20 protein-coding genes are annotated in these 20547 nt (G+C 70.3%); 14 read left to right on the plus strand and 6 right to left on the minus strand.

Annotation, left to right across the window (positions count from 1 at the left end; genetic code table 11):
• Positions 1-6 precede the first annotated feature (6 nt).
• Both ABDJ40_RS06990 and ABDJ40_RS06995 read right to left on the minus strand, forming a co-directional pair.
• Positions 7-2280, minus strand: a complete 2274-nt coding sequence (locus ABDJ40_RS06990) for a putative bifunctional diguanylate cyclase/phosphodiesterase (protein WP_347608019.1) — start codon at positions 2278-2280, stop codon at positions 7-9.
• A gap of 214 nt (positions 2281-2494) precedes the next feature.
• Positions 2495-4567, minus strand: coding sequence for an oxidoreductase (locus ABDJ40_RS06995; RefSeq protein WP_347608022.1), 2073 nt, complete (start codon positions 4565-4567; stop codon positions 2495-2497).
• 328 nt (positions 4568-4895) lie between these two features.
• Here ABDJ40_RS06995 and ABDJ40_RS07000 point away from each other — a divergent pair, with 328 nt between their 5' ends.
• From ABDJ40_RS07000 to ABDJ40_RS07035, 8 genes are all read left to right on the plus strand, one after another.
• Positions 4896-6182, plus strand: a complete 1287-nt coding sequence (locus ABDJ40_RS07000; protein ID WP_347608025.1) for a DUF4397 domain-containing protein — start codon at positions 4896-4898, stop codon at positions 6180-6182.
• 124 nt (positions 6183-6306) lie between these two features.
• Positions 6307-7251 (plus strand): DMT family transporter, encoded by a 945-nt coding sequence (locus ABDJ40_RS07005; protein ID WP_347608028.1) that lies wholly within the window; start codon positions 6307-6309, stop codon positions 7249-7251.
• Between the two features lie 11 nt (positions 7252-7262).
• Positions 7263-8036 carry a hypothetical protein gene (locus ABDJ40_RS07010; RefSeq protein WP_347608031.1) on the plus strand — a complete coding sequence of 258 codons (774 nt, stop codon included), beginning with the start codon at positions 7263-7265 and terminating at the stop codon, positions 8034-8036.
• Between the two features lie 60 nt (positions 8037-8096).
• Positions 8097-8852, plus strand: coding sequence for a cytochrome b/b6 domain-containing protein (locus ABDJ40_RS07015; protein WP_347608034.1), 756 nt, complete (start codon positions 8097-8099; stop codon positions 8850-8852).
• Between the two features lie 22 nt (positions 8853-8874).
• Positions 8875-9543: a response regulator gene (locus ABDJ40_RS07020; protein WP_269630642.1), complete on the plus strand. Its 669-nt coding sequence runs from the start codon at positions 8875-8877 to the stop codon at positions 9541-9543.
• Between the two features lie 19 nt (positions 9544-9562).
• Positions 9563-10930 (plus strand): ATP-binding protein, encoded by a 1368-nt coding sequence (locus tag ABDJ40_RS07025; RefSeq protein WP_430765613.1) that lies wholly within the window; start codon positions 9563-9565, stop codon positions 10928-10930.
• Positions 10931-11044: 114 nt separating this feature from the next.
• Positions 11045-11455 (plus strand): GNAT family N-acetyltransferase, encoded by a 411-nt coding sequence (locus tag ABDJ40_RS07030; RefSeq protein WP_347608040.1) that lies wholly within the window; start codon positions 11045-11047, stop codon positions 11453-11455.
• 148 nt (positions 11456-11603) lie between these two features.
• Positions 11604-13193, plus strand: a complete 1590-nt coding sequence (locus tag ABDJ40_RS07035) for a thioredoxin family protein (RefSeq protein WP_347608043.1) — start codon at positions 11604-11606, stop codon at positions 13191-13193.
• Positions 13194-13263: 70 nt separating this feature from the next.
• Here ABDJ40_RS07035 and gstA read toward each other — a convergent pair whose 3' ends face one another.
• Positions 13264-13872: a glutathione transferase GstA gene (gstA, locus tag ABDJ40_RS07040; RefSeq protein WP_269630645.1), complete on the minus strand. Its 609-nt coding sequence runs from the start codon at positions 13870-13872 to the stop codon at positions 13264-13266.
• Between the two features lie 277 nt (positions 13873-14149).
• Here gstA and ABDJ40_RS07045 point away from each other — a divergent pair, with 277 nt between their 5' ends.
• From ABDJ40_RS07045 to ABDJ40_RS07055, 3 genes are read left to right on the plus strand one after another with little or no spacing between them, the layout of a single operon-like run.
• The gene (locus tag ABDJ40_RS07045) at positions 14150-15628 is read left to right on the plus strand and encodes an alpha/beta fold hydrolase (protein ID WP_347608047.1); all 1479 of its coding nucleotides are present in this window, start codon (positions 14150-14152) and stop codon (positions 15626-15628) included.
• Positions 15625-16434 carry an ABC transporter ATP-binding protein gene (locus tag ABDJ40_RS07050; RefSeq protein WP_347608050.1) on the plus strand — a complete coding sequence of 270 codons (810 nt, stop codon included), beginning with the start codon at positions 15625-15627 and terminating at the stop codon, positions 16432-16434. Before ABDJ40_RS07045 ends, ABDJ40_RS07050 begins: the two co-directional genes overlap by 4 nt.
• Positions 16431-17663, plus strand: coding sequence for an ABC transporter permease (locus ABDJ40_RS07055; protein ID WP_347608053.1), 1233 nt, complete (start codon positions 16431-16433; stop codon positions 17661-17663). The genes ABDJ40_RS07050 and ABDJ40_RS07055 overlap by 4 nt, the downstream gene beginning before the upstream one ends.
• Positions 17664-17746: 83 nt before the next feature.
• Here the strand turns inward: ABDJ40_RS07055 and ABDJ40_RS07060 are convergent, their stop codons facing one another.
• Positions 17747-18052 carry a DUF4902 domain-containing protein gene (locus ABDJ40_RS07060; RefSeq protein WP_269630649.1) on the minus strand — a complete coding sequence of 102 codons (306 nt, stop codon included), beginning with the start codon at positions 18050-18052 and terminating at the stop codon, positions 17747-17749.
• 237 nt (positions 18053-18289) lie between these two features.
• Between ABDJ40_RS07060 and ABDJ40_RS07065 the strand changes: the two genes are divergently transcribed.
• The 3 genes from ABDJ40_RS07065 (at position 18290) to ABDJ40_RS07075 (ending at position 19819) form a co-directional block, all read left to right on the plus strand.
• Positions 18290-19009: a helix-turn-helix transcriptional regulator gene (locus ABDJ40_RS07065; protein WP_183102512.1), complete on the plus strand. Its 720-nt coding sequence runs from the start codon at positions 18290-18292 to the stop codon at positions 19007-19009.
• A 101-nt stretch (positions 19010-19110) separates the two neighbouring features.
• Positions 19111-19311, plus strand: a complete 201-nt coding sequence (locus ABDJ40_RS07070) for a hypothetical protein (protein WP_347608058.1) — start codon at positions 19111-19113, stop codon at positions 19309-19311.
• A gap of 70 nt (positions 19312-19381) precedes the next feature.
• Positions 19382-19819 (plus strand): cysteine peptidase family C39 domain-containing protein, encoded by a 438-nt coding sequence (locus ABDJ40_RS07075; RefSeq protein WP_347608060.1) that lies wholly within the window; start codon positions 19382-19384, stop codon positions 19817-19819.
• A 70-nt stretch (positions 19820-19889) separates the two neighbouring features.
• On the opposite strand, the gene ABDJ40_RS07080 is transcribed toward ABDJ40_RS07075, so the two are convergent.
• Positions 19890-20168, minus strand: coding sequence for a YkgJ family cysteine cluster protein (locus ABDJ40_RS07080; protein ID WP_347608063.1), 279 nt, complete (start codon positions 20166-20168; stop codon positions 19890-19892).
• On the minus strand, positions 20168-20542 hold the full coding sequence (locus tag ABDJ40_RS07085) for a MerR family transcriptional regulator (RefSeq protein ID WP_269630653.1): 375 nt from the start codon (positions 20540-20542) through the stop codon (positions 20168-20170). Before ABDJ40_RS07085 ends, ABDJ40_RS07080 begins: the two co-directional genes overlap by 1 nt.
• Positions 20543-20547 lie beyond the last annotated feature (5 nt).

Genomic DNA, 20547 nt, shown 5'->3' on the forward strand with positions numbered 1-20547 from the left:
CGCTCCTCAGGCCCGCTGCAAGGCCTTCACCACCGCCAGCTTGGGCTCCGCCGCCACCGGCTGGGGCAGCTCGAAGGCGTCGGCGGGCATGGGGCGGCCGTAGTGCCAGCCCTGGGCCCAGTCGCAACCCTCGCGGCGCAGCCATTCGGCCTGCTGGGCGGTCTCCACGCCCTCGGCGAGCACGTCCAGGTTGAGGCTGTGGGCCAGCACGATGACGGTGCGGGCGATGGCGGCGACGTTGTTGTCCTCGCCCAGCTCCTGCACGAAGCTGCGGTCGATCTTGAGGGTCTGCACCGGCATGCGCTTGAGGTAGGCCAGGGAGGAGTAGCCGGTGCCGAAATCGTCGATGGCCACGCGCACGCCGCGGTCGGCCAGCTGGTTGAGCAGGCGGATGGCCTGCTCGGCGTCCTCCAGCAGCAAACTCTCGGTGACCTCCAGCTCCAGCGCCGTGGCCGGGCAGCCGGTGCTCATCAGGATGAAGTCCAGGGCCAGGATGAAGTCCGGCTGGCGCAGCTGGCGGGCCGAGACGTTGACCGCCACCTGCTGCGGCTTGCCGGCCTGGCCCTGCCAGCGCGCGGCCTGGGCGCAGGCCTGCTCCAGCACCCAGCGGCCGATGGGCACGATGAGGCCGGTGTCCTCGGCCAGGGGAATGAACTCGGCCGGGGAGATGGGCCCGCGGGTGGGATGGCGCCAGCGCAGCAGGGCCTCGGCGCCGATCAGCTGGCCGTCGGATAGCCGCACCTGGGGCTGGTACTCGAGCCGGAACTGCGCCGCCTCATTGGCCAGGCGCAGGGCGTGGGTCAGCTCGAAGCGCTGCTGCACGGCCTGGGTCAGCTCGGGACGGTAGGACTGCACGCTGTTGCGCGCGTGGCCCTTGGCACGGCACATGGCGGCCTCGGCATTGCGCAGCAGCTCGTCGACCGTCTGCCCATCGGTGGGGAACAAGGCCAGGCCGATGCTGGCGCCGATGTTGAAGCGCTGCAGGCCCACGTGGATGGGCTCGTCCATGGCCTGGATCAGGCGGTCGCCCAGGCGCAGGGCGGCGGATTCGTCGTCCAGCCCGCCCAGCACGATGGCGAATTCGTCGGCGCCCACGCGGGCCACGGAGTCGCTGGCGCGCACCACGTTGACGAAGCGCTCGGCCGCCGTGCGCAGCACCTGGTCGCCCGCGGCATGGCCGGCGATGTCGTTGACGTCGCGGAAGTCGTCGAGGTCGATGAAGAGCACGGCCACCTTGCCCTGCGCGCGCTGCGCCTGGCCGATCTCGCGCTCGATGCGGTCGCGCATCAGGGCCGAGTTGGGCAGGCCGGTGAGGCGGTCATGCAGGGACTGGTGCAGCAGCGCGGCCTCCGTGGCCTTGATGCGGGAGATGTCGGTCAGCACGCTGAGGTACTGCAGGCCATCGCCCTGGCCGGCATCGGGGTCGACGCGCACCACGGTGGCCCACACGGGCACCGGGTCGCCGCTCTTGTGGCGCACCATCAGCTCGCCGCTCCAGTGGCCCTGGCTCTCGACCTGGGCATGCAGGGCCAGCAACTGCTCGGGGTCCTGCTCGCCGTCGCGCCAGAGCTGGGGCACCTCGCCCAGCAGCTCCTCGCGCTCGTAGCCACAGATGCGGCTCAGCGCGGGGTTGAGGTCCAGCACCCGCAGCTCTTCGTCGCAGACCAGGATGCCCTCGCCGCAGTGGGCGAAGACGGTCTCGGCGCGGCGCGCCTTCTCGCGCGCCAGCTGCAGCTCGGTGACGTCGCGGCCGATGGCCATGCGGCCGAGGAAGTCCTCGCCGTCGTGGATGTCCACCTGCACCACGTCCAGGCACTGGCGCTCGCCGTTGGGACGCTGGTACCAGCTGAGCTGGCGGTCGCGCTTGCGGGTCCAGTCCAGGCGGATGCCGACTTCGTCATCCCGGCGGCCCAGCAGCTCGGCCTCATTGCGCCCGACGGCGGCCTCGAAGGCCGGGTTGCAGCCCTCGTAGGCCCCCAGGGCATTCTTCGAGAACATGGGATCGGGCACGGCGTTGAGGAAGGCCCGCAGCCGGGCGCGCTCCTGGCGCAGGCGGCGCAGCTCCTCGCGCCGGCGCTGCAGGCGCTGACGCTGGTGCAGGAACAGGGCCAGCACGCCGCCCATGCTCAGGCCGCCGGCCACGCAGGCCAGGCCCAGCCACAGGACGGGGTCCTGGGCATTGAGATCGTTCCAGCTGGGGAGCAGGCCGCCTTGCGCATGGGCGCACAGCGGCAGCAGCAGCGGGCTCGCCATCAGCGGGCGGCGACGCAGAAAGCGCATGGAGCGGCAGACCTTTCGCGAGTCCCGTCAGGCCCAGGGCCTGCGGATCGCTTTATTCATCGGATCGAGCGCCGTCCAACAGCACGGGACGCCCCCTCTGGACGCGACTGTCAGGCCAAAGTGATCCGAACGGCACGCCGTCTAGGGTTTACCGGGAGCGCATCACTCCGGCATCAGCGAAAAGTTGCACGCTTGAGCAGGAGCGCCCCGGCGCTCAGAGCCGGGCCGCCAGCTCCACACCCTGACGAATGGCACGCTTGGCGTCCAGCTCGCCGGCTTCCAGGGCGCCGCCGATCAGGTGCACGCGGCGGCCGGCCGCCTCCAGCGGCGCCTGCAGCTCGCGCACCGGCTCCTGGCCGGCGCACAGCACGATGGTGTCGACCTCGATCAGCTGCAGGTCCTCGCGCTTCTCGCCATAGCTGACCCACAGGCCCTCGGGCGTGATGCGCTCGTAGTTGACGCCGGCCACCATCTGCACGTTCTTCATCTTCAGCGCGGCGCGGTGGATCCAGCCGGTGGTCTTGCCCAGGCCGGCGCCCAGCTTGCCCTTCTTGCGCTGCAGGAGCGTGACCTCGCGCTGCGGCGCCTCGGGCGCCGCCCGCAGCAGGCCGCCGCGCGTCTGCGCCGGATCGCCCACGCCCCAGTGCCTGCGCCAGGCCTCCGGATCCAGGGCCAGCGAATGGCCGGCCTCCAGCAGGAACTCCGACACGTCGAAGCCGATACCGCCCGCGCCGACCACGGCCACGCGCCGCCCCACGGGCTTGCGCTGCAGCAGCACGTCCACATAGCTCAAGACCTGACCCCGCGCCTCGCCCTCGGCCTGCCCCTCGATGCGCGGGTTGCGGGGCGCCACGCCGGTGGCCAGGAGGATCTCGTCGTACGGCTTCAGGTCGTCCAGGCCCACGCGGCGGTTGAGATGCAGCTGCACGCCGGTGGTCTCGATGCGGCGGCGGAAGTAGCGCAGGGTCTCGTTGAACTCCTCCTTGCCGGGCACGCGGCGGGCCAGGTTGAACTGGCCGCCCAGCTCAGGCCCGGCCTCGAACAGGTCGACCGCATGACCGCGCTCGGCCAGGGTGGTGGCGGCGGCCATGCCGGCCGGGCCCCCGCCCACCACGGCCACGCGCTTGCGCGGCTGCTCCTTCTGCAGGGGGATCACGCGCAGCTCGGTCTCGTGGGCCGCGCGCGGATTGACGAGGCAGCTGGCGATCTTCTGCTGGAAGGCGTGGTCCAGGCAGGCCTGGTTGCAGGCGATGCAGGTGTTGATCTCGTCCGCGCGGTCCTGGCGGGCCTTGCGCACGAAGTCGGCGTCGGCCAGGAAGGGGCGGGCCATGCTGACCATGTCGGCGCTGCCCTCGGCCAGCACCTGGTCGGCCACCTCGGGGGTGTTGATGCGGTTGCTGGTGACCAGGGGCGTGGTGATGCCCTCGGAGCGCAGCTGCTCGCGCAGCTTCTTCGTCACCCAGGCGAAGCCGGCGCGCGGCACGCTGGTGGCGATGGTGGGCACGCGGGCCTCATGCCAGCCGATGCCGGTGTTGATGATGTCCGCCCCCGCAGCGGGCAGCTCGCGCGCCAGCTGCACGACCTCCTCCCAGCTGCTGCCATCCGGGATCAGGTCCAGCATGGAGAGGCGGTAGATGATGATGAAGTCCCGGCCCACGGCCTCGCGCATGCGGCGCAGGATCTCCAGCGGCAGGCGCATGCGGTTCTCGTAGGCGCCGCCCCAGCGGTCCTGGCGCTGGTTGGTGTGGGTCACCAGGAACTGGTTGATGAAGTAGCCCTCGGAGCCCATCACCTCGACGCCGTCGTAGCCGGCCTCGCGGGCCAGCTTGGCGCAGCGCACGAAGGCGCGGATCTGGCGCTCGATGCCGCGCTCGCTCAGCTCCCGCGGCGTGAAGGGCGAGATGGGGGACTGGATGCGCGAGGGCGCCACGCACAGCGGGTGGTAGCCGTAGCGGCCGGTGTGCAGGATCTGCAGGGCGATCTTGCCGCCCTCGGCGTGCACGGCGTCGGTGATCACGCGGTGGCGGCGCGCCGCGCCGCTGGTGGCCAGGGTGCCGGCAAAGGGCTTGGCCCAGCCCTCGATGTTGGGCGCGAAGCCGCCCGTGACGATCAGGCCCACCTCGCCCCGGGCGCGCTCGGCAAAGTAGGCCGCCATGCGCTCGAAATGCTTGCGGGAGTCCTCCAGCCCCGTGTGCATGCTGCCCATCAGCACCCGGTTCTTCAGCTGGGTATGGCCCAGGTCCAGCGGGGCCAGCAGATGCTCATAGGCCATGGCGGTCTCCTTCATGCTTGTTCTTGCGCGGGGCAGGCCACCGCAGGCGGCCCGAGGTCGCGGCTGATGCTAGCAGCGGCCCCCGGGCGCCCCATGGCGGGCAACCCTGCTTTGGAGAGCCGGCTCTAGGCCTGGCCGGCGGCCGGCGCCAGGGGCCGGCACGGGACTTGCCGCGCCGGATTTCAAGGGCAGCAAATCTTTACGGATTGGCCCTCGCCCAGGCTCGCCGACAGCGTCAGGCCATCTCATTACAATCGCCCGCAGTCGACGCCGGCAGCCCCGGGCTGTCGCGTACTCGATTCATGCGCGCCCCAGGGGCGCGAACGGAGAACTGGAGCGTTTGATGAGATTCACTCGATGGGCGAGCGCGATCGCCATGATCGGCACCCTGGCGCTGAGCGCCTGCGGCAGCGGCGGCGGCGGCAACGACGGCAACACCAATGTGCGCCTGCTCAATGCCAGCGTCGGCTACTCCTCCCTGGACCTGAAGGTCAATGACACCAAGGTGAGCTCGGGCGTCAACTTCGGCACCGTGTCCAACTACGGCAGCATCAGCACCGGCAGCAACACCGCCGAGCTGCTGGTCGCGGGCTCCAGCACCCTGCTGTCCACCCCGGGCCTGAACAACCTGAACAAGGACGGCCACTTCACCGTCATCGCCTTCGGCAACACCGGCTCCATGGCCACCCGTCTGCTGAACGAGTCCGAGACCGAGCCGGCGTCCGGCAGCACCAAGCTGCTGACGCTGAACCTGGCTCCGGATGCCGGCACCGTGGACGTCTACGTGACCGCCCCCGGCGCATCGCTGACGGACTCCACCCCGACCGCCTCGAACCTGATCCCCGGCAACGGCGACGCCTACCGCACCATCACCTCGGGCACCTACCAGATCCGCGTGACCGCGACCGGCAGCAAGACCGACCTGCGCCTGGACATCCCCAGCGTGGTCCTGGACTCGACCAAGGTCAACACCCTGGTGCTGACCAGCGCCGGCGGCGGCGTGATGGTCAACGGCCTGCTGCTGGCCCAGCAAGGCAATGTGACCAAGTACCAGAACGGTCTGGCCAAGGTGCGCGCGATCACCACGCTGCCCCGCGGCGTCATCGTGACCGCCAAGCTGAACGGCTTCGCCTCGCTGGACAACTACAGCTCGCCCTCCCAGTCCCCCGCCTACAGCGACATCACCGTGACCAACGGCGTCAAGGTCGACTGGATCGTCGATGGCGTGACCCAGCCCTCCAAGCAGATCGCGCTGGAGAACAGCGCCGTCTACACCACGCTGATCTGGGGTGACACCGCGGCCCCGACGCTGAGCGTGCTGAAGGAAGACAACTCGCTGCCCTCGACCGCCAACACCGCCAAGGTGCGCGTGCTCAACGGCGTGCCCGGCTTGAACAACGTGGCCCTCTACAACAACACGGCCCCCGTCATCACCAATGTGCTGCCCGGCACCCTCTCGGCCAGCACCAGCGTGAACGCCGGAAGCAACGGCACTGACGTGCAGGTGGAAGTCCGCGCCGGCGCCCCGACGGTGTTCACCGAAAAGAAGACCATGACCGCCGGCAAGATCTACACCGTGATCCTGAGCGGCAAGCTCGGTGCGATCGAAGGCAGCATCATCGAGCAGTGATCTGACACTCGTTCGCCAGAAACCCCCTGCGCCTCCCGGCCAGGGGGTTTTTTCATGGGCGATCCGCAGGTGCGAGGCGCCCTGCTGACAGCATCCGGCCGCCCGCGCTGGCAAGATGCCGGACATGCCCAACGCTGCCTCGTCTTCCCGGCTCGCCCTTGTGGCCGGGCTCCTGGTCATCCTGGCCTGGGGCCTCAACTTCCCCCTGCAGAAGGCCCTGCTGGCCGCCATGGGGCCGGGGGGCTTCCTGTGCCTGCGCTTCACCCTGATGCCGCTGCTGGTGATCGGCCTGCTGCTGTACCAGCACGGGCTGCGCTGGCCGCGGGTCTCGCGCCAGGACGCCTGGGCGCTGGCGCGCCTGGGCCTGCTGGGCCAGGGGCTGCACCTGATGTTGTCCAGCTTCGGCGTGCACTGGTCCACGCCCTTCTCCAGCTCGGTGCTGCTGGCCTGCGGGCCCATCTTCACGCTGCTGATCCTGCGTGCCTACGGCCTGGAGCGCCTGCGGCGCGCCCAGTGCGTGGGCATCGCGCTGGCGGTGGGCGGGGCCCTGCTTTTCATGTCGGACAAACTGCTGGCGGCCAACTGGCGGGCCGGCGGCGGGGACCTGGTGCTGCTCGTCGCTGCCGCGCTGTTCTCCTACTACACCGTGGCGGCCAAGCCCCTCATCGAACGCCATGGCGCGGTGCTGGTGATGTGCTACGCCAGCCTGGCCGCCACGCCGCCGGTGCTGCTGTACGCCGTGCCGGCCGCGCTGCAGACCGACTGGGCCGGCGTCACGCCCGGGCTCTGGCTGGGGGCGCTGTGGGCCGTGGTGGGCATCGGCTTTGGCAGCTGGCTGGCCTGGGGCTGGGTCAATGCGCAGCGTGGCGTCGCACGCACGGCGCCCCTGATCTACCTGATGCCGCCCATCGCCGGCCTGGCCGCCTGGGCTGCGGGGGGCGAGCAGTTCGGTGCAGCCAAGCTGGCAGGCGCCGCCCTGACCCTGGCCGGCGTCGCCTGGGCCCAGTTTGCCCCGCAGGCCAGCGCCACGCGCCAGGCCGCTGACGCCCAGACCCCGGTGCTGGACTGAGGCGAACACACATGGCCCTGGGCACCCCGCATTGGCGCCGTCTGCGTGAGATCTGGCGCAGCGCAGGCTGGCCCTGCCAGGACCTGGTGGAGGTCGAACTGCTGGCGGCCGGCCTGCTGGAGCGGCTCAGCGAGGGGCCGCGGGAACGGCTGCGGGTCACCGACGCCGGCATCCAGGCCCTGGCCGCTACCCTGGACCGCAACCGCCAGGCCCGCGATGCGCATGAGCAGCTGGTGGGCCGTGTGGCCCTGGAGCTGCAGCGCGGCGGGCGCGTCGTCTGGCGCGGTCTGAGCCTGCGGGCCGGGCTGCCCGGCGAGGCAGCGCCGCCTGCCGAAGCCGGCACGCTGATCGACGCCGCGGCGCCAGTGCCCGCCGCCCGGCCGCGCTGGGTCAATGCCATGCCTGACGTCTTCTCCCTCCGCCACACCACGGTGCCGGACTACCTGGACGTGGCCGTGCATGAGATCAAGGTCAGCCGCGCCGACTTGCTGGGGGAGCTGCGACGCCCGGCCAAGTCCCAGGCCTACCTGGCCCTCAGCAGCCAGTGCTGGTTCGTGCTGAAGGCGGGCATCGCCGAGCCTCAGGAAGTCCCGCCCGAGTTCGGCGTGCTGCTGGCGCATGCCCAGCACCTGGAGCTGGCCCGCCCGGCGCCGCGGCGACCGCATCAACCCGATTTCGCCACCTGGATGGCCCTGGCCCGCCATGCCTGCGAAGCGCCGCCTCAGGACGACGCGCAGGGCCGCCTGGGCGAGCCAGCGCCCGGCGCGCCGCCCGAGGACCGTTAAGAAAACGCTCATCTGCGGCGCCCACCATGAGCCCATCGAAAGCCAATGCTGGAGAGCCTCATGGACATCACACAAGACCCGCCGCGCGACAGCGGCATGGCGGACGCAGCGCGTCCGGCACGGCGCCGGATCCTCGACGCCCCGACGCGCCTGGTGCACTGGGCCCTGGCCCTCAGCTTTGCCGGGGCCTACGTCACGGCCGAGCAGGAGGCCTGGCACGGACTGCACATCAGCTTCGGCTACACCGCCCTGGGCCTGGCCCTGTGGCGGGTGCTGTGGGGCCTGCTGGGCCCCCGCCGCAGCCGGCTGCCCGCCCTGCTGAACCGCGTCCGCGGGGCCTGGCAGGGGCGGCCGGAGGCCAGCCGCCTGCTGGGCGCCGGGCAGGCTGCGGCGGCACTGGGCCTGCTGGGCCTGGCCCTGCTGAGCGGCTTCAGCGGCCTGGCGCTGGACCAGGAATGGCTGGGCGAGGCCCTGGAGGAGCTGCATGAGGCCAGCGGCGAGATCATGCTTTTCCTCGTGCTGCTGCACCTGGGCCTGCTGGCGGGGCTGTCGCTGATGCGGCGCCGCAATGCCTTCGCGCCCATGTTCAGCGGCCGCCAGGCGGGCCCCGGCCCGGACCTGGTCCGCCACAGCCTGTGGCCCCTGGCCCTGGGGATCGCCACCCTGATCGCCGCCTTCTGGGCCTGGCAATGGAACAGCGGGGCGCTCGCCCGGGGCGAGGAGCGGCACGGCGGCCATGAGCGGCAATCGGTGCATGATGGGCGGCACGACAAGGGCGAGCACCACCGCGGGCGCTCGCACGACGACGACGACTGAGCCCCCGGAGACCGCCCCGACCATGCGCATCCTGCTCGCCGAAGACGACACCTTGCTGGGCGACGGCCTGCGCGCCGGCCTGCGCCAGCAGGGCTTCCAGGTCGACTGGGTGCGGGACGGCGCCGCCGCCGAGCGCGAGCTGCGGGCCGAGCCCTATGCCGCCGCCGTGCTGGACCTGGGCCTGCCGCAGCTGGACGGCCTGGAGGTGCTGGCCCGCATCCGCGCCGCGGGCGTGGCACTGCCGGTGCTGGTGCTGACAGCGCGCGACGCCGTGCCGGACCGCATCCGTGGCCTGGACCTGGGCGCCGACGACTACGTCATCAAGCCGGTGGACCTGCACGAGCTCGCCGCCAGGCTGCGCGCCCTGGTGCGCCGCGCCCATGGTCAGCCGCAGGAACGCCTGCAGGTGCAGGACCTGGTGCTGGACCCAGCCGCACGCAGCGTGCAGCGCGCCGGCCGGCCCGTCGCACTGGCCACGCGGGAGTTCGACCTGCTGCAGCTGCTGATGCTGTCAGCCGGCCGCGTGCTCTCGCGCGAGCTGCTGGAACAGCAGCTCTACGCCTGGGGCACGGAGGTGGAGAGCAACGCCATCGAGGTCCACATCCACCACCTGCGCAAGAAGCTGGGTCCTGGCCTGATCCAGACGGTGCGCGGCGTGGGCTACCTGCTCAGCCGCGAGCCCCTGCCCTGAGGCGCAAGCCATGAGGACCCTGCTCCATCCCCGTTCCCTGCAGGCCCGGCTGCTGGCCCTGGTCCTGGCCCTGGTGCTGGGCCTGTGGGCGCTGAGCAGCCTCAGCACTGGCCTGGATGCCCGCCATGAGCTGGACGAGCTGCTGGACGCCCACCTGGCGCAGGCCGCCGCCCTGCTGGTGGCGCGCCAGTCAGGCGTGCCGCACGAGGGAGCGGCCGCGGAGCCCCGGGAGCTGCAGCCCGAGGCGCCCAGCCTGCACCGCTATGCCTCCAAGGTGGCGTTCCAGGTCTTCCATGAGGGGCAGCTGGTGCTGCGCTCCGCCAATGCGCCGGCGACACCCCTGCTGCCCCTCGCCGACGCTGCAGGCTTTCGCAATGTGCAGCGCGAGGGCCAGGCCTGGCGCATCTTCGCGACCCAGGGCGCGGAGGGCGACATCCTCGTGCTCGTCGGTGAACAGCTGCAGTCGCGGGCCGACATCCTGCACGCCGTGCTGCGCGGCATGCTGTGGCCCCTGCTGCTGGCCCTGCCCCTGCTGGCCCTGGGCCTGTGGTGGGGCGTGCACCGTGGCATGAGCCCCCTGCGCGAGCTCGGCCGCCAGCTGCGCGCCCGCTCCGCCGCCGAGCTGCAGCCGCTGCAGCTGCCGGCCGCCCCGCTGGAGATGCAGCCCCTGCTGGAGGCCCTCAACACCCTTTTCGCCCGCATCCAGGCCCTGATGGAGAGCGAACGCCGCTTCACCGCCGACGCTGCGCACGAGCTGCGCACCCCCATCGCCGCCATACGCACCCAGGCCCAGGTGGCGCTGGCGGCGGGCGGGGACGAAGCCACGCGGACCCATGCCCTGCAAGCCACGCTGGCCGGATGCGACCGCGCGGCACGGCTGGTCGAGCAGCTGCTGACCCTGGCGCGCCTGGAGACCGGCCAGGCGCCCGCGCTCCAGCCCCTGGACCTGTCGGCCCTGGCCCGCCAGGCCCTGGCCGAGCAGGTGGCTCGCGCCCTGGCGGCCCGCCAGCAGCTGGCTCTGGAGGGCGCCGACACCGCCTGCCTCGTCATGGGCGACAGCACCTTGCTCGCCGCCCTGCTGCGCAATCTCCTGGACAACGCCTTGCGCTACAGCCCTGAGGGCGCCCGGGTGCAGCTGCAGCTGGGTCGGCAGGCGGGCGAGGTGCTGCTGAGCCTGGAGGACAGCGGGCCCGGACTGGACGAGGCGGCTCTGGCCCGACTGGGCGAGCGCTTCTTCCGCCAGCTGGGCACCGGCCAGGAAGGCAGCGGGCTCGGGTGGTCCATCGTGCGCCGCATCGCGGCGGTGCATGGCGCGCGGGTGGCGGTCGACCGCAGCACGGCGCTGGGGGGCTTGCGCGTGCAGCTGTGGCTGAAGGCGGCGCGCTGAACCGGCCCCCGGGGCGCACACCGCACCCTCCTGCCTGCGCCGGGCCCCATGCCCTTTGGATGGACGCCGCTGGCTTGCCAGAATGGGGCGCTTTCTCCGCAGTACGACAGCGCCATGTCCACCGATTACACCCTGCTCCGGCAGACCCCCAGCGTCCAGACCTACCGCCACCTGCGCCAGCAGGCCGGCCTGAGCGACAAGAGCGACACCGCGGCGGCCCGCGGCCTGCGCCAGACCCTGTTCGCGGTGCAGCTGCTGCAGGGCGAGGAGGTGGTGGGCATGGGCCGGGTGATCGGCGACGACGGCTGCTTCTACCAGGTGGTGGACATCGCCGTGCTGCCCGCCCACCAGGGACGCGGCCTGGGCAAGCGCATCATGACCGCGCTGTGCGAGTGGCTGCATGCGCGCGCGCCGCGCACCGCCTACGTCAGCCTGATCGCCGACGGCGAGGCCCACCGCCTCTATGCCCAGTTCGGCTTCCGCCCCACGGCCCCGGCCTCGATCGGCATGGCACTGAAGCTCTGAGCCGGACTGGCGCCGGCCGCTGCCCCGGCGATATGCCCTTTGCGCAGATCGCCCGGACGAGCCCGCATAGGCAGGGCCGCGAGCTTGGGTTCACAATGCGCCCTTCTTCACCCGACACCGGCCTTCCACGAGGGGGCCGCATGAACGCATGAAGCTCCCTGCCTCCCTGCGCCCCTCCTCGCTGGCCTGCGCCGCCCTGCTGAGCCTGGCCACCTTCAGCCCCTCCCTTGTCCTGCCCGCCAGCGCTGCCGCGCCCACCGCCAGCAGCGTGGCCTGGCAGGAAGCCGCCGGCGATGCCGACATCGAGAAGGCCTTCGCCCAGGCCCGCAGCGAGAAGAAGCCTGTGCTGCTGTACTGGGGCGCTAAATGGTGCCCGCCCTGCAACCAGCTCAAGGCCACGCTGTTCAACCGGCAGGACTTCATCGAGCAGACGCGCAGCATCGTCGCCGTGCACCTGGACGGCGATGTCCCCGGCGCGCAGAAGCTGGGCACCCGCTTCAAGGTGCGCGGCTACCCCACCCTCATCCTCTTCAGCAATGACGGCCAGGAGCTGACCCGCCTGCCCGGCGAGGCCGATGCCGCCCAGGTCATGAAGGTGCTGCAGCTGGGCCTGGCCGGCGGCCGCCCGATCAAGTCCGTGCTGGCCGACGCCCGCGCCGGCAAGAAGCTCAGCGCCAACGAGTGGAAGCTCCTGGGCTTCTACTCCTGGGAGACCGACGAACAGCAGCTGGTGCCCGCCGCCCAGCGCCCCGCCCTGCTGGCCCAGCTGGCCGCCGCGGCGCAGGGCGTGGACGCCGAGACCGGCTCGCGCCTGTGGCTCAAGGCCCTGGCCGCGAATGAGGACGGCAAGAGCCTCAAGGTCGATGCCGCCCTGACCGAACGCGTGGGCAAGGTCCTGGCCAATGCCGCCGAGGCCCGCGCGCAGACCGATGCGCTGAGCTACGGCGCCCCCGAGATCGTGCGCAGCCTGGCCCCCAAGGCCGGCCCCGAGCGGCAGGCCCTGCTGGCCCAGTACGAAGCCGCGCTCAAGCGCCTGGAGGCTGACACCAGCCTCTCCCGCGCCGACCGCCTGGCGGCCCTGAGCGCCCGCGTGGAGCTGGCCCGCATCGACCTGCCCAGGGACGAGCGCCACCCCAAGCTGAATGCCGCCCTGCTGCAGGAGGTGCGCGAGGCCGCCGCCCGCCTCGACAAGGAAGTCACCGACGGCTACGAACGCCAGGCCGTGATCACCGAGGCCGCCGGCCTGCTGGGCGTCTCGGGCCAATGGGAGCAGAGCGATGCCCTGCTCAAGGCCAGCCTGTCCAAGAGCCACTCGCCCTACTACCTGATGAGCATGCTGGGCGGTAACGCCAAGAAGCAGGGCAGGAAAGACGAAGCGCTGCGCTGGTACGAGGAGGCCTTCAACAAGAGCGAGGGGCCCGCCACCCGCCTTCAGTGGGGTGCCAACTACCTGGCGGCCCTCGTGGAGCTGGCGCCGCAGGACACGGCCCGCATCGAGAAGGTCGCCGGCCAGCTCTTCGCCGAGGCAGAGAAGGACAAGGGCGCCTTCTATGAACGCAGCGCCCGCTCGCTGAAGAAGGTCGGCAATGACCTGCAGGCGTGGAACAAGACCGGCCAGCACGAGGCCAGCCTGGGCAAGCTGCGCGGGCAGCTGGAGGGCATCTGCGCCAAGGTCGACACCGCCGACCAGCAGCGCGCCACCTGTGAAGGCCTGCTGAAGCCTGCAAAGAAGGGCTGATCGCCCGGCAAGCACCCACAAGAAAGGCGCCTCCTGCGAGGCGCCTTTTTCATGGCGGTGGCGAGGCGGCTTACTTGAGCAGGCCCTCGGCCTTCATGGCTTCCTGCACGGCCGGACGGTCGGCCACGCGGGCGCGGAAGGCGCCCAGCTGCTTCAGGCCGCTGATGTCCACGCCCACGTACTGGCCCCAGTTGCTCACCACGAAGAGGTAGGCATCTGCCACGCTGAACTGGCTGCCCAGCAGGTAATCGCGGCCTTCCAGCTGGCTGTCCACCCAGGCCAGGCGCTTCTGCAGAGCTTCGCGGAACAGGGGCTTGGCGTCTTCCGGCGTGGCCGGGTTGAACAGGGGCGAGAAGCCCTTGTGCAGCTCGCTGGTGATGTAGTTGAGCCATTCCTGCAGGCGGTAGCGCGGCCAGCTGCCGTTGGCCGGGGCCAGCTGCTTCTCGGGCACCAGGTCGGCCAGGTACTGGACGATGGCCGGGCCTTCGGTCAGGCGCTCGCCGTTGTCCAGCTCCAGCACGGGCACCGAGCCCTTGGGGTTGATGGAGAAGAAGTCCGTGCCATCGGCCAGCTTCTTGGTCTTGGTGCTGGCCAGGACCGCCTCGAAGGGCAGGCCTGCCTCGCGCAGCACGATGTGCGGGGACAGGGAGCAGGCGCCGGGGCTGTAATAGAGCTTCATTGAACGTACCTCCAGATACGGTTGCTTGGGGCGTGAATTCGGCCAGGCCTGCAGGAGGGGATCCTGCGGGTGCGGAGCGCAACGATACGCCGGAGTGACGCGGCGCATGAGAAAGCCCTCGGCTGCAAGTCGTCGCAAAAGCTGCTACCGCCCGGCCCCGGATTCCAGCCAGTCGCCGCCCCGCGCTGCCATTCGCCGCATGGCCGTCCCGGCCGCCGGGTGCCCTTCTCATAATTCGCCCAGGCAAACAGGACCGCCGGGTCCGAGGAGGAAGACGATGAAGATCTGCCGAACACGGCATGGAGGACGCCTCGCCGTGCTGGTGGGCGTGCTGGTGGCGCTCATGAGCGCCCAGCACAAGGCCCAGGCGGCCACCCGCGCCTGCCGCATCGAGGGCATCCCCAACGAGCTGCAGTGCGGCGTGCTCAAGCGGCCGCTGGACCCCGCCCGCGCCGACGGCCCGCAGGTCGAGGTCCACTACCTCGTCGTGCCCGCCATGGCCCGCAACAAGCAGCCCGACCCGGTGCTGATGCTGGCGGGCGGTCCCGGCCAGAGCGCCATCGGCGTGGCGCCCCTGGTGATGAGCCGCCTGGCGCGACTGAACAACCGGCGCGACCTGGTCTTCATCGACCAGCGCGGCACGGGCAAGTCCGCGCCGCTGCAATGTGCCGACGACTCCCGGCTGCCCATGGCCGAGAGTGCAGACGAATCCGCCAGCCTGCGCCGCGTCGAGCAGTGCCGCGAGCAGCTGCAGAAGCTGCCCTACGGCGACCTGCGCTTCTACACCACCACGATCGCCATGCAGGACTTCGATGCCGTGCGTGCCGAGCTGGGTGCCGAGCGCTGGAACCTGATCGGCGGGTCCTACGGCACGCGGGCCGCGCTGGAGTACCAGCGGCAGTTCCCGCAGCATGTGCGGCGCACGGTGATCGACGGCGTGGCACCGCCGGACCTGGTCCTGCCTGAAAGCCTGTCCGTCGACGTGCAGGCCGCCCTGGACGCCGAATTCAAGGCCTGCGAAGGCGAGCCGGCCTGCGCGAAGCGCTTCCCCCAGCTGCGCCAGCAGTGGACCCAGCTGCTGGCTTCGCTGCCGCGCACGGTGACGCTGAGAAACCCGCTGACGAACGAGCCGGAGTCCTTCACGCTGACGCGCAACCAGCTGCTGCGCACCATCCGCGGCCCGCTGTACGTGCCCTCGATGACCTCCCTGGTGCCCGCCGCCATCCAGGCCGCCAGCAAGGGCCAGTTCGAGGCCCTGGCCGGCCTGGGCGGCATGATGAGCAGCAACAAGGCCACACGCCTTGCCCTGGGCATGCACTTCTCGGTGATCTGCGCCGAGGACTTCCCGCGCATGGGCAAGGGCGCCGAAGCGCTGGGCAGCGACATGGGCCGCGTGGAAGCGGAATCCTACGACCGCATCTGCAGGAACTGGCCCCGCGGCGAGGTGCCGGCGGCCTTCTACCAGGTGCCACCCGCCCAGACGCCGGTGCTGCTGCTGTCCGGCGGCGCCGACCCGGTGACACCGCCGCGCCACGCCGAGCGCGTCGCCAAGCTGCTGGGCGCCAAGACCCAGCACATCGTGGTGCCGCAGGCCGGCCATGGCGTGATGAGCCTGGGCTGCATGGGCGAGGTGCTGTACCGCTTCATCGACGCCAAGACCGACGCCACCGCCCTGCCCCAGGACGCCGCCTGCGCCATCAAGATCCCCAGGCCGCCCGCCTTCCAGCCCATCATCCGCACGGAGGTGCAGCCGTGATCCGCATCGAACAACTCTCCAAGCAGTTCATCACCCAGGCCGGCGGCAAGACGCTCTTCAAGCGCCCGCCCAAGCGCATCGTGAAGGCCGTGCAGTCCCTGAGCTTCCATGCGCCGGACGGCCGCATCACCGGCCTGCTGGGCCCCAACGGCGCCGGCAAGACCACGACGCTGCGCATGCTGGCCGGCCTCTTTCCGCCTGACCAGGGCAGCCTGGCGGTCGACGGCATCGACGTGCTCAAGAACCCCCGCGCGGCCCTGGCCCGCATGGGCATCCTGGGCGACGCCCATGGCCTGTACCCACGCCTGACGGCCCGCGAGAACATCATCTACTTCGGCCGGCTGCAAGGCATGGAGGGCGAGGCCGCGGCTGCGCGCGCCGACGCGCTGGCCGAACTGCTGGACATGCGCCGCATCCTGGACCGCCGCACAGAGGGCTTCAGCCAGGGCGAGCGCATGAAGACCGCGCTGGCCCGCGCCCTGGTGCACGATCCGGCCAACATCGTGCTGGACGAGCCGACCAACGGCCTGGACGTGCTCGCCACACGAGGCCTGCGCGACGCCCTGCGCCATCTGCGCTCCCCGGCCGGCGGCAGCAAGTGCATCGTGTTCTCCAGCCACATCATGCAGGAGGTCGAGCAGCTCTGCGACCACGTGGTGGTGATGGCACGCGGCCGCGCCGTGGCCCAGGGCAGCGTGCCCGAGCTGCTGGCGCAGACCGGCGAGACGCGCTTCGAGGAGGCCTTCGTGAAGCTGGCCTTTGCCGACAGCACCACCGATGACACCACTGAGGAGGCCCTGGCATGAGCGAGAACCCGAGCCCCGTTTCCAAGGAGCTGCTGATGAGCCCTGCACGCCCCCCCCTGTCCTTCCTGGCCCATGCCCGCATCGTGCTGTTCAAGGAACTGGTCGATGCGGTCCGTGACCGCCGCACCCTGCTGCGCATGCTGGTCCCGGCGGTGCTGATGGGCCCGCTGATGCTGATGGCGCTGTCCGGCCTGATCGCCTCACTGGAGGAACGCGCTGAGAAGCGCGAGCTGATGGTGGCCGGCCTGGAGAACGCCCCGACGCTGGAGAACTACCTGCTGCGCCAGACCTACACGCTCAAGGCCGCACCGGCGGACTACGAGCAGAAGCTGCGCGCCACCCAGTTGCTGGAACCAGTGCTGGTCATCGGCAAGGACTTCGAGAAGCAGCTGCTGGAGGGTGACCGCCCCACGGTGGAGGTGGTCAGCGACAGCGCCAACCAGCGCGCCCAGGTGGCCGTGGGCAGCGTGCAGCGCCTGCTGCGCAGCTTCAACCAGGAGCGCGCAGGCCTGAACCTCGCCCTGCGTGGCATCTCGCCTGAACTGCTGCAGCCCGTGGCCATCGAGGAACGCGACCTGGCCAGCACCCAGGCCCGCGCGACCCGCATCACCAGCATCGTGCCCATGTTCATCATCATGGCCGTGCTCTACGGCGCGCTGACCGCCGCCCTGGACAGCACTGCCGGCGAACGCGAGCGGGGCTCCCTGGAGCCCCTGCTGATGAACCCGGCCTCGCCGCTGGCACTGGTGCTGGGCAAGTGGGGCGCGGTGGCGCTGTCCGGCGTGGCGGTGGCGGCACTGTCCAACCTGAGTTTCCTGCCGGCGCAGTACCTGATCCAGAGCGACAGCCTGCAGGCCATGTTCCAGTTCGGCTGGGGCGAGGCCCTGCGCTGCCTGGCCGTGCAGCTCCCGCTGGCAGCCGGCGTGGGCGCCCTGCTGATGGCGATGGCCGTGCGCACCAAGACCTTCAAGGAGGCCCAGGCCAGTGCCACCCTGGCCATGACTCTGATCAGCCTGGCGCCCATGGTGGGGCTGATGAACCCCGGCGGGGAGGCCGCCTGGTACTACTGGGTGCCGGGCCTGGCCCAGAACACGCTGATGCTGCAGGTGCTCAAGGGCGAAGGGCTGAGCCTGGCCAAGGTCCTGCCCTCGGTGCTGGTGTGCGGTGCCATGACCCTGGCCGGCCTGCTCTTCATTGCCCGCTCGATGCGGCAGGCCGTGGCCCGCTGAGCCTCATCGGCCGACACGGCAAAAGGCGCCTCGCTGGAGGCGCCTCTTTTTGTTGGAGGCCGGGAGAGAAATGACGCGCAGGATCAGTGCATCAGGCTGAGCGCCCGGTGCACTTCCTGCTGCCAGGGCAGGGCATGGACGATCTCGTTGAGCTGGCGTGCGGAATCGACAGGCGCCAGCACCTCGCCGCGCGGATTCAGGAACTGCAGATTGGTCACCAGCGACATGGGATCCACCATGGCCACCACGCCAACCGGCAGGCGGACCCAGTCCCAGGCCACCCCCGCCGTGCCATGCTGCCATTCACCCTTCCAGAGCGTCTGGCCCATGGCCGGATGGTCGGCATCGCCCGGCACCAGAACACGGGTGCTGAGGTGGGCGAGTTGCAACTTCGGAGTGGCGTCCGTCGCGCACAGCAGGCGGGGCCAAGCGTAGACAATCCAGGCAGGTGTCATCGACAGGACTTGCTTGTTGTGGAGGATGACGGTCGGTGCTGCGCATCATCCTGTAAGCGCAGTCTGCTGAGACCTGCAAGTTGTTGCTAGCTGTAAACCCTAGCAGAACAGGCCCCTCTAGCACTGACAATTCCCGGACAACTCCAATCTTCCCGAGGGATCCCCGGCCTCATGCTGCAAGGCAGTTTTCAATCGGTGCTGGAAGCCAAGAATCGCGACGAGTTCCGCGAGGAGATCGTGCGGTTTGCGCAGAACCTGGGGTTTGAGACCGTCACTGCGACCGTTGTCCTGGATCGCGGGCCCGGCAATGCCGAGTTCATGTCCATTGACAACGCGCCGGTCGGTTTCAACGAAATCGCCTACGACCCCTCGCTTGGCAAGTTAGATCCGGTGATGCAGCACGTCAAACGACACAGCGTGCCCATCATCTGGAGCCAGTTCACCTATGTTCAGCATGGGCGCGGCGATCTGTGGGAAGAACAGGCGCGATTCGGTTACTGCAGCGGCGTGTGCCTCGCGCTGCACCTGCCCGAAGGCCGGCACTTCATCATGGGCGTCGACCGGCGTGAATCCCTGCCTTCGGATCACCAGCAGCTCACGCGCGTGGTGGCGGACCTCCAGCTGTTTGCCGTCCATGCCCAGGAAGCGGCCTGGAACGTCTTCCTTCCCGAAGGTGCCTCGCTGGACCAGCAACTTCCCAGCCTCACGCCCCGTGAGCTGGAATGCCTGCGCTGGACCATGGAGGGCAAGACGGCTTGGGAGGTCGGCGGCATCCTGGGCATCAGCGAGCGCACGGCGGTGCTGCATCTCAACAATGCAATGCACAAGATGGATTGCAATAACAAGCACCAAGCCGTCCTGAAGGCCCTGCGCCTGGGGTTGATCCGCTAAGGATCATCCCTAGTATGTAATGTGTGACAGTGGCCGCAGAAGGCTTCCAGTGATCCAATTGGCCAAACTAGCTTCCATTTGGAGCCAACTGGAGATTTCTTATGAATACTTTCCAACAACTGAGCGCAAGCGAACTGGAGTGGGTTGCCGGCGGTGAAGACCCCTCGCCCAAGGGCACCTGGCTGACCACCGGGCAGGATCCGTCCCCCAAGGGCACCTGGCTGGTGGCCGAGCAAGACCCCTCGCCCAAGGGCACCTGGCAGACGGCTGAAGAAGACCCCTCGCCCAAGGGCACCTGGTAAGCCGCCCTATGAAGTCCCCCCAAGAGGCTGGCATTTGCCAGCCTCTCGTCTTTCTGCCTCCCACGGCTTCATGCTCCCGAGCGCCCGACGGCCCGGCTTGATGCGGCGCTGCGTGGCGCGCTGGCTGGGCCAGCGAAACCTGGCAAGACCTGACCCGGTGCGGCATGGCGCCCTGGCTCCCCTGGCCTACATTGCCGGCCACTATGGCCTGGCGGCCGAGGGCCTGATCGAAGCGAGCCCGGCCGGCAGCGGCCTGGAGGCGCTCTGCTTCCACGCCCTGGGCCTGGGCCTGAAGAGCCGGGTCGTGCGCCTGGAGGCCGGCTCCCTCAACCGGCTTCAGCTGCCCTGCCTCGTGCGGCACGAGCAGCTGGGGTGGATGCCGCTGGTGGCCGTTCACGAGGAGCACGTCACCGTGCAGCACCCGCAGCAGGGGCGTCTCAGCCTGCCCCGCGAGGCCTGGGCCATGGCCTTCATGGGCCTGGCGCTGGAGTTTCAGCGAGCTCCCTAGGCCCGCCCTCTGCGGTGCCACCGCCGGGTCTGAATGGCTCGCATGCCGCTGCGCGAAGCCACGGGCCGGATCAGGCGGGCGGCAGGGGCGAGGTCTGCTCCTCCATCCAGCCGAGCCAGCGCATCGCCTGCTCACGGCTCTCGCCGCACATCAGCTCGGAAGGCTGCAGGGAGCCGCAGACGGCCGGCCGCTCTGGCCGGCCGAAGATCTTGCAACGGTCCTGATCATCCAGTTGCACGCAGCGCACGCCGGCCGGCTTGCTGATGCCATTCACCATGGGCATGCCGGGAATGGGCGAGCTGATGGAAGGCGCGATGCAGCAGGCCGCACAGCGGGGACGGCACTCCATCAGCCCTGCTCCACCTGAAGGCGCAGCGGGCAGGCCCGCGCGAGTTGATCTGCCAGCTGGGCCCGCAGGGAACGCAGCTCGTCGAGCCTGGCGTCGATCTGTGCCAGCTTGCCCTGCAGCAGGGCCTGCACCTGCACGGCGTCCAGCCCGCCTGCCTGCAGGGCATCCATCTGGCCCAGGACTTCGCGGATCTCCGCCAGGCTGAAGCCCAGGCCCTGGGCCAGGCGGATCAGCGTCAGGCGCGCCGCCGCTTCCGGTGCATAGCGACGATAGCCCTTGGCGGTGCGCAGGGCGTGGAGGAGGCCCTGGCGCTCGTAGAAGCGCAGGGTGTCGTGGCTGAGGCCGCTGAGTGCGGCAAGTTCGCCGATGAGCATGTCCG

It is taken from the genome of Roseateles flavus (assembly GCF_039872765.1).
Taxonomy (GTDB): Bacteria; Pseudomonadota; Gammaproteobacteria; order Burkholderiales; family Burkholderiaceae_C; genus Roseateles_B; species Roseateles_B flavus.